General features: G+C 57.6%; 12 protein-coding genes. 1 reads left to right on the top strand and 11 read right to left on the bottom strand.

The features are described from left to right. The 7 genes from luxS to HNR62_RS14065 form a co-directional block, all read right to left on the bottom strand. Positions 1–510, bottom strand: a complete 510-nt coding sequence (gene luxS, locus HNR62_RS14095) for an S-ribosylhomocysteine lyase (RefSeq protein WP_204796717.1) — start codon at positions 508–510, stop codon at positions 1–3. 144 nt (positions 511–654) lie between these two features. Further along, entirely contained in the window at positions 655–993 is a 339-nt protein-coding gene (gene glnB / locus HNR62_RS14090) for a nitrogen regulatory protein P-II (protein WP_204796716.1), read from the bottom strand. Between the two features lie 10 nt (positions 994–1,003). Continuing rightward, complete coding sequence (locus HNR62_RS14085) at positions 1,004–2,623, bottom strand: NAD+ synthase (protein ID WP_204796715.1); 1,620 nt, start codon at positions 2,621–2,623, stop codon at positions 1,004–1,006. Between the two features lie 78 nt (positions 2,624–2,701). Next, on the bottom strand, positions 2,702–4,738 hold the full coding sequence (locus HNR62_RS14080; RefSeq protein WP_204796714.1) for a type IV pilus modification PilV family protein: 2,037 nt from the start codon (positions 4,736–4,738) through the stop codon (positions 2,702–2,704). 11 nt (positions 4,739–4,749) lie between these two features. Further along, positions 4,750–5,889 carry a PilX N-terminal domain-containing pilus assembly protein gene (locus HNR62_RS14075; protein WP_204796713.1) on the bottom strand — a complete coding sequence of 380 codons (1,140 nt, stop codon included), beginning with the start codon at positions 5,887–5,889 and terminating at the stop codon, positions 4,750–4,752. A gap of 3 nt (positions 5,890–5,892) precedes the next feature. Further along, entirely contained in the window at positions 5,893–6,555 is a 663-nt protein-coding gene (locus HNR62_RS14070; protein ID WP_204796712.1) for a PilW family protein, read from the bottom strand. Continuing rightward, positions 6,546–7,031, bottom strand: a complete 486-nt coding sequence (locus tag HNR62_RS14065) for a GspH/FimT family pseudopilin (RefSeq protein WP_204796711.1) — start codon at positions 7,029–7,031, stop codon at positions 6,546–6,548. The genes HNR62_RS14070 and HNR62_RS14065 overlap by 10 nt, the downstream gene beginning before the upstream one ends. A 92-nt stretch (positions 7,032–7,123) precedes the next feature. On the opposite strand from HNR62_RS14065, the gene HNR62_RS14060 reads away from it, so the two are divergent. After that, complete coding sequence (locus HNR62_RS14060; RefSeq protein WP_204796710.1) at positions 7,124–7,510, top strand: type IV pilin protein; 387 nt, start codon at positions 7,124–7,126, stop codon at positions 7,508–7,510. A gap of 536 nt (positions 7,511–8,046) precedes the next feature. Here the strand turns inward: HNR62_RS14060 and ispH are convergent. From ispH to ileS, 4 genes are read right to left on the bottom strand one after another with little or no spacing between them, the layout of a single operon-like run. Further along, positions 8,047–8,991: a 4-hydroxy-3-methylbut-2-enyl diphosphate reductase gene (ispH, locus tag HNR62_RS14055; RefSeq protein ID WP_204796709.1), complete on the bottom strand. Its 945-nt coding sequence runs from the start codon at positions 8,989–8,991 to the stop codon at positions 8,047–8,049. 10 nt (positions 8,992–9,001) lie between these two features. Further along, the gene (gene fkpB, locus HNR62_RS14050) at positions 9,002–9,454 is read right to left on the bottom strand and encodes an FKBP-type peptidyl-prolyl cis-trans isomerase (RefSeq protein ID WP_204796708.1); all 453 of its coding nucleotides are present in this window, start codon (positions 9,452–9,454) and stop codon (positions 9,002–9,004) included. Next, complete coding sequence (gene lspA / locus HNR62_RS14045) at positions 9,451–9,942, bottom strand: signal peptidase II (RefSeq protein ID WP_420827166.1); 492 nt, start codon at positions 9,940–9,942, stop codon at positions 9,451–9,453. Before lspA ends, fkpB begins: the two co-directional genes overlap by 4 nt. Further along, entirely contained in the window at positions 9,939–12,764 is a 2,826-nt protein-coding gene (ileS, locus tag HNR62_RS14040) for an isoleucine--tRNA ligase (RefSeq protein ID WP_204796706.1), read from the bottom strand. The genes lspA and ileS overlap by 4 nt, the downstream gene beginning before the upstream one ends. Positions 12,765–12,766: the final 2 nt, after the last annotated feature.

The raw sequence follows: 12,766 nt of genomic DNA, 5'->3' as shown, positions 1-12,766 counted from the left end.
TTACAGAGATTTCAGCATCTCTTCCGGCAACGCCAGCGTCTGGTTGCTGTTCACACCGATACCGCGCTCTATGATGTTGCGCGCTATGGCCTTGGCCTCGTCCAGCGAGTGCATCACATAGGTGCCGCACTGGTATTCGTTCAGCTCGGGGATCTGCGACTGGTCTTCGACCTTGAGCACATCTTCCATCGCCGCCTGCCAGGCCGCCGCCACGCGCTGCTCGTCCGGCGCGCCCACCAGGCTCATGTAGAAACCGGTACGACAGCCCATGGGTGACAGATCGATGATTTCAACGCCGTCACCATTGAGATGATTACGCATAAAGCCGGCGAACAGGTGCTCCAGGGTATGGATGCCCTTCTCGGACAGAATTTCCTGGTTCGGCAGGCAGAAACGCAGATCGAACACGGTAATGGTGTCGTTATGGGGCGTGGCCATGGTTTTGGCTACCCGCACCGCCGGTGCTTCCATACGGGTATGGTCGACGGTAAAACTGTCCAGCAGTGGCATATGTTATTCCTTGATTCTAGGTTAATTGGCAATTGTGACAAAAAAGCCGGTCTGTTGAAACTAGGGATTAGTGATTGGGGAATAGGGATTGGGGAAGATCACACCACTCCCTGTTCCCTGCTCCCTAATCCCTGCTCCCCGCTTTTACACCGCTTCTTCGTTCTGTTCGCCGGTGCGAATGCGGATCACCTGGCCCACATCGAACACGAAGATCTTGCCGTCGCCGATCTTGCCGGTGCGGGCGGTGTTTTCGATGGCTTCGATACAGGATTCCACCAGATCGTCCTGCACCACCAGCTCCAGCTTGACCTTGGGCAAAAAATCCACCATATACTCGGCACCGCGATACAGCTCGGTGTGGCCTTTCTGACGACCAAATCCCTTTACTTCCGATACCGTCATGCCGGTAATGCCGCGCTCGGCCAGGGCTTCACGCACGTCATCCAGCTTGAAGGGTTTGATGATGGCTTCGATTTTTTTCATCGGTGGCTCCTTACCAATTTATTTTGCCAAAACCCGAGGTAATGGGGTAACGCCGGTCCTTGCCGAAGTTACGCGGGGTGATCCGCGGCCCCACCGCACTCTGACGGCGCTTGTATTCGTTGATATCCACAAGCCGGATCACCCGGCGTACATCGGCTTCATCGAAACCGGCCGCCAGCAAATCATCCAGCGACTGGTCCTGCTCCACATAGGCTTCGAGCATGGCATCCAGCACATCATACGGGGGCAGGCTGTCCTGGTCGAGCTGATCCGGTGCCAACTCGGCCGAGGGCGGCCGGTCGATGACCCGCTGGGGAATGACATAACCCAGGGTGTTGCGATAACGGGACAGCTCGAACACCAGGGTCTTGGGCACATCCTTGATGGGGGCAAAGCCGCCGACCATGTCGCCGTACAGGGTGCAGTAGCCCACCGCCACTTCGCTCTTGTTGCCGGTGGTCAGCACCAATCGGCGGCGCTTGTTGGACAGCGCCATCAGCAGCACGCCCCGGGAGCGGGCCTGCAGGTTTTCTTCGGTGGTGTCTTTTTCGGTGCCCTCGAACATGGGCGCCAGCTGGCCCATGAAGGCGTCGAACATGGGCTCGATGGACACGATATCGAACTCGATATCCAGCAGCTCCGCCTCCTCTTTGGCGTCTTCCACGCTGATGGAGGCGGTATAGCGAAACGGCATCATCACCGCCTGCACCCTGTCCTTGCCCAGGGCATCGACGGCGATGGCCAGGGTCAGCGCCGAGTCGATACCGCCGGAGAGCCCCAGCACGGCGCCGTTGAAGCCGTTCTTGTTGACATAATCGCGGGTGGCCAGCACCAGCGCCTGATACACCTCGGCCAGCGGCTGGAGCGGCGGCTGAACGTCGCCCGGCACGGGCGCACCCTGCTCGAAGCGCACCAGCGCCAGCTCGCTGTCGAACGCTTTCAGGCTCTGGGTGAGCGTGCCTTCGGCATTGAACACCTTGGAGCGACCGTCGAACACCAGCTCGTCCTGGCCGCCCACCTGGTTCAGATACACCAGCGGCAAGGCATTGTCGCGGCTGCGCTGGGCCAGCAGATCCTTGCGGATCCAGGCCTTGCCCCTGTGATAGGGCGAGGCGTTGAGGCTGAGCAGCAGTTCGGCTCCCGCCGCCCTGGCCGCCGCCGCCGGGCCGGCTTCCCACACGTCTTCGCAGATCAGCAGGCCCAGCTGGTGGCCCTTGAACTCGACCACGCAGCTCTCGTCACCGGCGCCGAAATAGCGTTTTTCGTCGAACACGCCGTAATTGGGCAGCAACTGCTTGAAATAACGACCCTGCAACTTGCCCTCATAAAAGAAGGAGGCGGCATTATAAAGCTGGCCGCCTTGCCGCCAGGGGTGGCCGACCACCAGGGCAATATTGGCGCTGGCCGCGGCCAGCTGTTCGAGGGCCGCATCGACCCGCAGGTAGAGATCGTCACGAAACAATAAGTCTTCCGGCGGGTAGCCGGTAATGGCCAGCTCGGGAAACAGCACCAGCTCGGCGCCCTCTTGCTCGGCGTCGGCAGCGGCGGCCAGCATCAGTTGGGTATTGGCTTCGATGGCGCCGACGGTCAGATTCAACTGCGCCAGCGCCAGGGTAAGGTGTGAGGACATGGGGTAGTCTGTCGTTAAAATGCAATAACAGCATAGTAATGAAAGACAGGGGCCTTGTCAGGCCCCTGTTGCGCTGCCTTAGTTGCAGGTGCCGGGAAGGGTAACACCTTCTGGCTTGTCAACCACCACCAGCAGGCAGCCACCTGGAATACTTTCCTTGATCGATCCCTTAGGGAGGGGAACCTGCCAATCATTGTCGCCATCTGGCGATACCGCTTCGTAGCCCGTGTCGGGTAGATCCGCCATCAAGATAGGATCGCCACTCTTGCTTACAGAACAGCTATAGCTGATCCCCTGGTTATTCTTTGCTCCTTTACCGGTTGATTTTGAGGTCTGACTGCATATTTCTCCTTTATACAAGACCTTAATATTCATTTTCTGCGCTTCATCACATACTATCTCGACTTTCTTATTATCATAAGTAATACACTTAATCGCTCCCGTCACACTGATAGAGCCAGGGTCCGCAGCTACTACCTTGACATTCAGTGTGGAACTTCGAGTATCGGTATCATTCGGAGACAATGCCTGAAAAGCGGTTATGCCGCTATTACTGCGCCTGATAGTGGCAGTAATATCCGCATTACCTTCCACTAGCCCATTTACCACTCCCCGGCTATAGACGCCATAATATTTCTCGCTGGTATCTACTATGGTTTGAACCTCTTCATTGCTCACCGGTGCAACCTCTTCCTTACTGCTACTCCATTCGGCAAACAAGGTAAGGTTCACTTCATAAAATGGCACATATCTTAGCAAGTTGTCGGGCGTTGCATCTGCGTTACCCCCCATAACGCCATCCAGCAGCTGCTGACGATATTCAGGAGACACAATATCCACATAAATCCCCCTTGCCACCAACTGCCTTAAGCCAGGCTGAATTTTATCTACATTCGTTGACTTAGGTTCAATATTGTTATCGGCAAGGTATTGAGAAAACTGGCGGGGGGAGTAATTGCTTTCAGCAGCCACATCCATATTACTTCCGGCCTTTACCTGAATGCGAATATACTCGGTGACCACTTCCTCGACATAGTCCTGGTAGGCCTGTTGCAGCGTTGAACCCGATAAAAAGCTGGCATCGAAGATATTCATAACGACCAAATTCCAGTCACTGGCTACAGTGTACTTGCCCTTAACACGAACCATGCGACAGGCTTCCACATAACTGCTACCGGTAACAATCACAGGAAGTCCAAGGGAGGAATAATGTCCATGAGGCCGTTTAAAAGCATCATACCAATGGCTGAATTCATTCTCGGGACCATCAAAGTGATTGGCGCAACAACTGTCGCAGAGCGGATCCTGATTACTTGCCGCCTCGCCTTTTTTCTTGCTTACTTTTTCTCCCCTATCCCAGTATGACAGCCCTTTCAGAATCATCCGTTTGGCCGGTAGGGATGCATCGCCATTCGCCACCAGATTGCAGTAACAGGAAATCGTGGCCAGATCCTGCCGTTGCATAGCGCGTTTACCAGTGCCGTCATAAGTATCCGTATCGAAACTGACCCGAACCGTCTTATCGCTGTTACCTTGACCTGTGACGGTGGGCAGTGCCCGGTTGCTTTCCTGAGTCAGACCATCTCCCAGCTCAATGGGTATGACTATCGGTGCACTACCCTCTATGTGTGTGACTTCGGGGGTGTCCAGAACCTGGCCCCCCCCCTCATCAGAACCAAATGGACCACTACTGACGGAGAAATAGGGAGACAGTACCGAGCTGATAGCAATGCCGGGGGTGTTACCGGCATCGTCCCAGTCCACACTCACCACGACTTCCTTTTTATCCGAAGACATACCGGTCGACAGCGGTGTCACCCAGGCCGAACCATCCCAGCCGTAATCATTAACTGTCCAGCTAACGGTATAATCGGTGCCGTTAACCTTAGTGGTACTGCTGGCATCGCTAATACTGCTGTACTCGGCCCGATTCTGAACTCCTCGGAACTCATCCAGCTTGGACTCCGCCAGCCGTAATGCGATCTCTCGATTACGACCGTCCCTGCTATATTCCAGATAGGTTTTATTCAGCTGCAGCAACGAGCCCGCGGTAACCGCCACCACAATAAAGGCAATCATTACTTCTATTAATCCAAATCCTGACTGTGCTTTCATCTAGCCTCCTGCTACCAGTCTTTCCAGCTACCGGGAATATACCCCAAAGACTTCATCCCCCCGTTATTGCTGCCGCTACCATCTTTGCAACCGAACATAGTGCAGGTAACGCCTGGGTCATAAATAATATCGAAGGTGCCAGTGAAGTTTTTGACACCATCATGATTAATCAGGATTGCACCATTCAAGCTTGCTCCACCTGCTAGCGTCACATCATAATCTGGAGCATTTTCAGGATCAGAATCATAAGAAAAGATAAAACCATACACCTTGGTTCCACCATTAATGGTCAGATCACCATTTTTAATAATAATAAACAAGGGAGCCGCAGCACTACCAACGGCCGCGACACCAGAACCCAATTTACAACTTGCCTGATTTTCAACAATATATAAACCAGCACCGCCATTTATTAACTCAGGATCATTGCAATCACTCACAATAGCAGTCGCCTTTTTCTCGACATTGGCCCAACCTTCTTCGGTGTCCGGTTGCCCGAAAATATACTCAACCAGATCATCAGGAAAGTCTGCATCTCCGGTGATAATATCCGTACCTTCATCCTTGCTGTCACTGACTACATCTTTATCACAACCTCCACTGGCGCCTTCCTGACCACAGGTTTTCGCACTCCCCTCTAATGAGGAATCACCCTTAGCCCAAACCGACACCGCCAGGCCAGGGCCGGCGCCATCGGGATTGGAAACGACATTAAAGTTACCTTTCATCACTAGCTCACCGGCCACCAGTATGGGAGCCGCTGGCCCCGAACTCTTGGGATTGAAAATACCGCTTTCGGCCACCTGCACGCTGATGGTGGTGGCGGCGCCGTTATCCAGGGTGGCGGTGGAGACAATTTCCCTGACCCCCTGAACCGCAGTGGAGTTAATGCTGGCCTGGTAGCTGGCAGTGGCAGCCGAGGCATTAACGCTGCCGGACACCGCCGTGGCCAATGGCTTGACCTTGAGCTCGGCAATGGCCTCGGCCACGCCTTTTTCGGCGGCGGCAAAGGCCACCCGGTACTCGATTTCATTGAGCGCGATACGCTTTTCCGACACCAGCACCTTGCCGATAAATACCGACACCGATATCAGAATCGACACCAGCAGCAGGGTGATGGTGAGAGTGGTAAATCCGTTTACCCTGTTCATGGTCTAGTACCCGTCGTTGCGTAGTTTCACCTGGCGCTGCAGGCTCATGGACAGCGCCGGCCTGGTGGCATGAGAAGCGGAAATCGCCAGATCGATGGCACGCATGCCGGTCGCACCGCTGCCGGACACCAGCGCAAAGCTCAGGCTGTCTATCTGTACTTCCGTTTCCGAGACCAGTTTGCTGCCGCCACTGCAGTCACCACTGCCAAGCGCGCCGCTGCCCGGCTCCGTGTAGCTGGTACTGACCTTAAGTAGCTTGTTGGCCGTATCATAGCCGTATACCCGCACCACAGACCCCGCCCCGGAGGCCGGGTCCGGATCCCAGTATTTGATACGGATACAGCCGGGCGCCGTGGCGCCCGAAGCGGTATAGAGATCCGCCGTCGTTGAAAATTGATACTTGGTCGACTTGGCCGAAGAAGAAGGCGTACCCGATGCCATGTCTTGGGCCGCACTGGGGTGATAACCCGCCCGCTGAATATCCCGCGCCAGCATATCGGTAATCACCTGCACATCCTGATTGAGGCGAGACAGCATCAGGGTGGTATTGCCCGACACGATCACAGAGGTAAACAGGGAGATGGCTCCAGCCACCACCACCAGGCCCGCCACCATGGAGACCATCAGCTCCACTATCGAAAAACCGCGGCATTTCTTCAACTGCATGTGGGCACCCCCATCAGTTGATCATCGGAGCAGGTGCGAATAATGCTGTTATTCCAGGTTTTGATCTTCATCTCCTGACTGCCGTTGGAAAGCGTCACATTACCGGAGGTCAGGGTGTTTCTTCTGGGTTTGAAGGTCAGCTGAGTATAAGGAGACGAGGTAAGGGTGATGGAGGGGTAGTCGGCTGACTTGCTTTCTTCAATCAACGCTCCACTACAGCCTGCAGAGTTTCTAATCTGATAACTCCAGTTGCTGGTGCCCGAGCCAGTGAAACAGACGGTAATATCCTTGTTGCGCTTGATCGCCTCGCTGCGCGCCAGTTGCAAATCCGCATAAATGGCCATGCCGGCGCTGCGCACCGTATATTGCTGGCGCAGGGTCTGAAAGCTGGGCACGGCAATGGACAGCAATACCGCCAGCACCACCAGGCCGATTAACAGTTCGATAAGAGTCAGCCCCGCCTGACGCTTGTTCATTGGCTTCCTCCCTGAAGACAAAATCCCGCGACAAAGCTGCCGACAGTGGTTAATCTTGGCCGATATCCAACGTTTAGACAAGGAATATCTGGATGCAAAAGAGTACCGGTTTTACCCTGATAGAATTGATGATAGTGGTGGCCATAGTGGCGATTCTGGCCACGGTGGCCTATCCCTCCTTTACCGGCTACCTGTTGAAAAGCAAGCGGATAGAAGCCATACAAAGCCTGTACAGCATGCAATTGAAGCAGGAAGACTGGCGTATCTCTCATCCCGCCTACACCAGTTCGGCGGCGGACTTGATCAGCCCGACCAGCAACGCCCATTACAGCTACAGTGCCACCGTGTCCGGCAGCAGCTATACGGTGACCGCCACCGCCAAAGGCAGTCAGTTGAACGACAAGGAAGGCGCCACCAGCTGCAGTCCCCTGACCCTGGGCAGAGATAACAGCAAGACCCCGGCCGCCTGCTGGCAGTAAGGGTCTCATACCAATCTGATTCATCATCTGTTCAGATTGACCCAGCCTCGTTGTCACTACAATTCGAAGATCGGCTTCAGGCTGCCCCTCCCCCTTGGCAGCGGACTAACAGATGCAACTCCAAGTTCTCGCCAGGGGGAGGCTGGGAGAGGGTGTCATCAGCAACAGCCGTAAGTAACCCCTCCCCAGCCCTCCCCTTGCCTTACACCCCGCTGTCATTCCGAGGCACAGAGGTAAAGGGGGAGGGAGCAGATCGGCTTCAGGCTGCCCCTCCCCCTTGGCAGCGGACTAACAGATGCAACTCCGGGTTCTCGCCAGGGGGAGGCTGGGAGGGGGTGTCACCAGGAACGCCGTACAGTAACCCCTCCCCAGCCCTCCCCTTGCCTTGCACCCCGCTGTCATTCCGGCGCACCGAGGTAAAGGGGAGGGAGCAGAGCGGCGCCAGTACTTCCCGCAGACAAGAAGGCCTCCGCTAGCGGAGGCCTGGTCAGTCAATCAAGTGCTCTGGTCAGGGCTGGGTCAGCTCGGGTACCGTGTCAGGTTACCTGTTTGACCTTCAGCTCGGCGGGCACTTCAAACACGATGTTTTCTTCCCGCCCCGGGTGCTCGGTCACGGTGTGGCCGCCCAGCGACTGCAAATGGCTGATCACTTCCTGCACCAGCACTTCGGGTGCCGAGGCGCCGGCGGTCACGCCGATGCTCGTCGCCCCTTCCAGCCAGGCCGGCACTATCATCTCGACACAGTCGATAAGATAAGCTTTGGTGCCGATTTTCTCGGCCAGCTCGCGCAGCCGGTTGGAGTTGGAGGAATTCCTGGAGCCCACCACCAGCATCACGTCCACCTTGGCCGCCAGCTCGCGCACCGCATCCTGCCGGTTCTGGGTGGCGTAACAGATGTCGTCCTTGCGCGGCCCCTCTATGGTGGGGAAACGGGCGCGCAGGGCATCAATCACATCCGAGGTTTCATCCACGCTGAGGGTGGTCTGGGTGACGAAGGTCAGGTTGTCGGGGTTGTTTACCTGCAGCCTGGCCACGTCTTGCGGGTTTTCCACCAGATACATGCCGCCCTCGGCGCTTTCGTACTGGCCCATGGTGCCTTCCACTTCCGGATGACCCGCATGACCGATAAGAATGGTCTCTATGCCCTTCTTGCTGGCCCTGTGCACTTCCATATGCACCTTGGTCACCAGCGGACAGGTGGCGTCAAACACCTTGAGCCCGCGGCGCTTGGCTTCTTCCCGTACTGCCTTGGACACACCGTGGGCGGAGAAGATGACGATGTTGTCGTCCGGCACCTGATCCAGCTCTTCCACAAACACGGCGCCCGCGTTCTTGAGCCTGTTGACCACATAGCGATTGTGCACCACTTCGTGACGCACATAGATGGGCGCCTCGAATTTTTCCAGCGCGCTCTGCACTATGCTGATGGCCCGGTCGACCCCGGCACAAAAGCCGCGCGGGTTGGCGAGTAAGATGTTCATATCAGGCTCCTTATTTATCAACGGCCTGTTGCTCAACGGCAAGGATCTCTACTTCAAAGGTCACACTGTGGCCAGCCAGCGGATGATTGAAATCCACGGTCACCGAGTCGCCGGCCACGCCGCGCACTATGCCGGGGATCTCGGCGCCGTTGGGTTGGGTAAAGGACAGGATGGCGCCCTCATCCAGCTCCATGTCGGCGGCGAAGCGGCTGCGCTCCATATGATGGATATTGTCCGGATTGACCGGCCCGAAGGCATCATCCGGCCCCAGTTCAAAGCGGTGACTGGAGCCCTCGCTCAGGCCCAGCAGACAGGCCTCGAAACTCGGGGTCAGGCTGCCGTCGCCCATCTTCAGCTTGGCGGGTTTGCCGTGCAGCTGGGTGCTGTCGGCCACCGAGCCGTCTTCCAGCTTGATGGTGAAGTGAAACAGTACTTCGCTCTGCGGGCCTATCTGTTTGCTCATTGAGGGCTGTCCTTCTTGAAACTGTCGATAATGATCATGGCGGCACCGACAAAGATAAAGCTGTCGGCCAGGTTGAACGCCGGCCAGTGCCAGTTGCCGACATAAAAGTCGAGAAAATCCACCACATGGCCAAGCATCAGCCGGTCGATCACGTTGCCGATGGCCCCGCCGATGATCAGGGCATAGGCCACCGGCAACCAGCGGGCGGCCCTGGGCAGCTTGTGCATCCAGACACTGAGCAGCACGGTCACCGCAAAGGCCAGACCGGCAAAGAACCAGCGCTGCCAACCGCCCTGGTCGGCCAGAAAACTGAAGGCCGCCCCCGGGTTATAAACATGCACCAGGTTGAAGAAGGGGGTGATCTCCACCCCCGGGTAGCCATAGGCCAGGTTGGACACGGTGAGCCACTTGGTCAGCTGATCCAGCGCTATGGTCACCAGCGCCAACCACCACCAGCGCAGGCCGGTTTGCCGCAGTGTCGCCATCAGGCAAACCGGCGAACTTCGCCGTCTCCGGCCACGTTGGACACACAGCGGCCACAAATACCCTCATGGCCCTCGTGGCTGTTTACATCAGCCACATGGTGCCAGCAGCGGGCGCATTTTTCGGCATCGCTCTTGGCCACTTTTACCTTGAGTCCGGCCACCTCGGTATCGGCGGCGTCACCGGCCTCGCTCAGCGGCCGTACCGTTACGCCGGAGGTCAGCATCACGAAGCGCAGCTCGTCACCCAGTTGCTGGAGCTTGGCCGCCAGCGCCTCTTCCACATAGAGGGTGATTTCCGCTTCCAGCGCGGCACCAATCACCTTGTCTTTACGGGCGGTTTCCAGAGCCTTGTTCACCGCCTGACGCATCTTGAGCAGCTCGGCCCAGTAGCCGTCGTTCAACTGCTCGTCGCCGGCCAGCCCGAACAGGCCGTCGTAGAACTCTTCGGTAAACACGAATGGTGACCGCTCGCCGGGCAGCAGATTCCAGATTTCGTCGGCGGTAAAGCTCATGATCGGCGCCATCCAGCGTACCAGGGCTTCCACTATATGGTAGAGCGCGGTCTGGCAGGAACGACGGGCCAGACTGTCGGCCTTGGCGGTGTACTGCCGGTCCTTGATCACATCCAAGTAGAAGGAGCCCATTTCCACCGAGCAGAACTGCATCAGCTTCTGGGTCACCAGGTGGAAGTTGTACTCGTCAAATGCCTGGGTGATGTCCTGCTGAATGGCCTGAGCACGGCCCACGGCCCAGCGGTCGATCAACACCATGTCGTCCGGCGCTACCATGTCGGTGGCGGGGTTGAAGCCGTTCAGGTTGGCCAGCAGGAAACGGGCCGTGTTACGAATGCGGCGATAGGCATCGGCGCTGCGCTTGAGGATCTCGTCGGACACCGTCATCTCGCCGGAATAATCGGTGCTGGTGACCCAGAGACGCAGAATATCGGCACCCAGCTTGTTCATGACCTGCTGCGGGCTGACCACGTTGCCGATGGACTTGGACATCTTGCGGCCATTGCCGTCCACGGTAAAGCCGTGGGTCAGCACCTGGCGGTAAGGGGCGTGGCCCTTCATGGCGGTGGAGAGCATCAGCGAGGACATGAACCAGCCGCGATGCTGGTCCGAGCCTTCCAGATACATGTCGGCCGGGTGGCCCTTGAACTCGGCACGCACGTCCACCACGGAAGCGTGGGTCGAGCCGGAATCGAACCAGACATCCAGGGTATCCAGCACTTTTTCGTACTGGTCGGCGTCATCGCCCAGCAGTTCGGCCGGATCCAGATCCCACCAAGCCTGAATGCCGGTTTTTTCTACCCGCCTGGCCACTTCTTCCATCAGCTCGGTGGCGCGGGGATGCAGGGCCTGGGTGTCCTTGTGCACGAACAGGGCGATGGGCACGCCCCAGGTGCGCTGACGGGAGATACACCAGTCCGGCCGGTTTTCTACCATGGCCTGGATGCGGTTCTGGCCCCACTCGGGCACCCATTGCACCTTCTTGATCTCGGCCAATGCCTGGGCGCGCAGCCCGGCCTGATCCATGCTGATAAACCACTGGGGGGTGGCCCGGAAGATAATGGGCGTCTTGTGGCGCCAGCAGTGCGGATAGGAGTGCATGATGGCCTGATGGTGCAACAGGGCGCCACGTGCTTTCAGCACTTCTACCACGGCGTCGTTGGCCTTGAACACATGCTGACCGGCAAACAGTTCGGTGTCGGGCAGGTAAACCCCGTTGCCACCCACCGGGTTGGCCACTTCCAGACCGTATTGCTGGCCCACCACGAAATCTTCCTGACCGTGGCCGGGGGCGGTATGCACGGCGCCGGTACCGGATTCGGTGGTGACGTGCTCGCCCAGTATGGCGGGCACATCGAAGTCGTAGAAGGGATGGCGGAAGCGCTTCAGTTCAAGATCGGCGCCCTGGCAATAGCCCAGGTTGTGGTAATGCTGGATGCCGGCTCTGTCCATCACGTCCTTGACCAGATCGGCGGCCAGGATCAACCGCTCGGGATGCTCGCCTTCCACCTGCACCAGGGCGTAGCTCAGCTCCGCATGCAGCGCCACGGCGCGGTTGGCGGGCAGGGTCCAGGGGGTGGTGGTCCAGATGGCCACCGACAGCGGACCCCGGCCGGTATGGCCGTCGGCACAGTCGAAGCTGGCCGCCACGGCCGCTTCATCCACCGCGGTAAAGCGCACGTCGATGGCCGGCGAGCGCTTGTCTTCGTATTCCACTTCTGCTTCGGCCAGCGCAGAGCCACAATCGGTACACCAGTGCACCGGCTTGGCGCCCTTGTGCAGGTGGCCGTTGTCGATGATCTTGCCGAGGGCACGGATGATGTTGGCTTCGGTATCGAAGTTCATGGTGAGGTAGGGATTTTCCCAGTCACCCAGCACGCCCAGACGGATGAAGTCGGTTTTTTGCGCTTCAATCTGCTCCTTGGCGTAGGCCCGGCAGGCTTCGCGGAATTCGGCGGCAGACACCTTGACGCCGGGCTTGCCGACCTTGCCTTCCACTTTCAGTTCTATGGGCAGACCGTGGCAGTCCCAGCCCGGAATGTAGGGAGAGTCGTAACCCAGCAGTCCCTTGGACTTGATGATCACGTCTTTCAGGATCTTGTTGACCGAGTGACCGATATGAATGCTGCCGTTGGCGTAGGGAGGGCCGTCGTGCAGAATAAACGGCTGCTTGCCGGCCTTGGCCTGACGCACGGCGCCGTACAAGTCCTGCTCAATCCAGCGTTTCAGCATCTCCGGCTCGCGTTGCGCCAGGTTGCCGCGCATGGGAAACTCCGTTTCGGGCAAATTCAGGGTATTTTTATAGTCGGTCATGA

Origin of the sequence: Oceanisphaera litoralis (assembly GCF_016907015.1) — a bacterium.
Classification (GTDB): Bacteria; Pseudomonadota; Gammaproteobacteria; order Enterobacterales; family Aeromonadaceae; genus Oceanimonas; species Oceanimonas litoralis.
The sequence above is the reverse complement of the archived record's forward strand: the minus strand, read 5'-3'. Positions and strand labels throughout refer to the sequence as shown.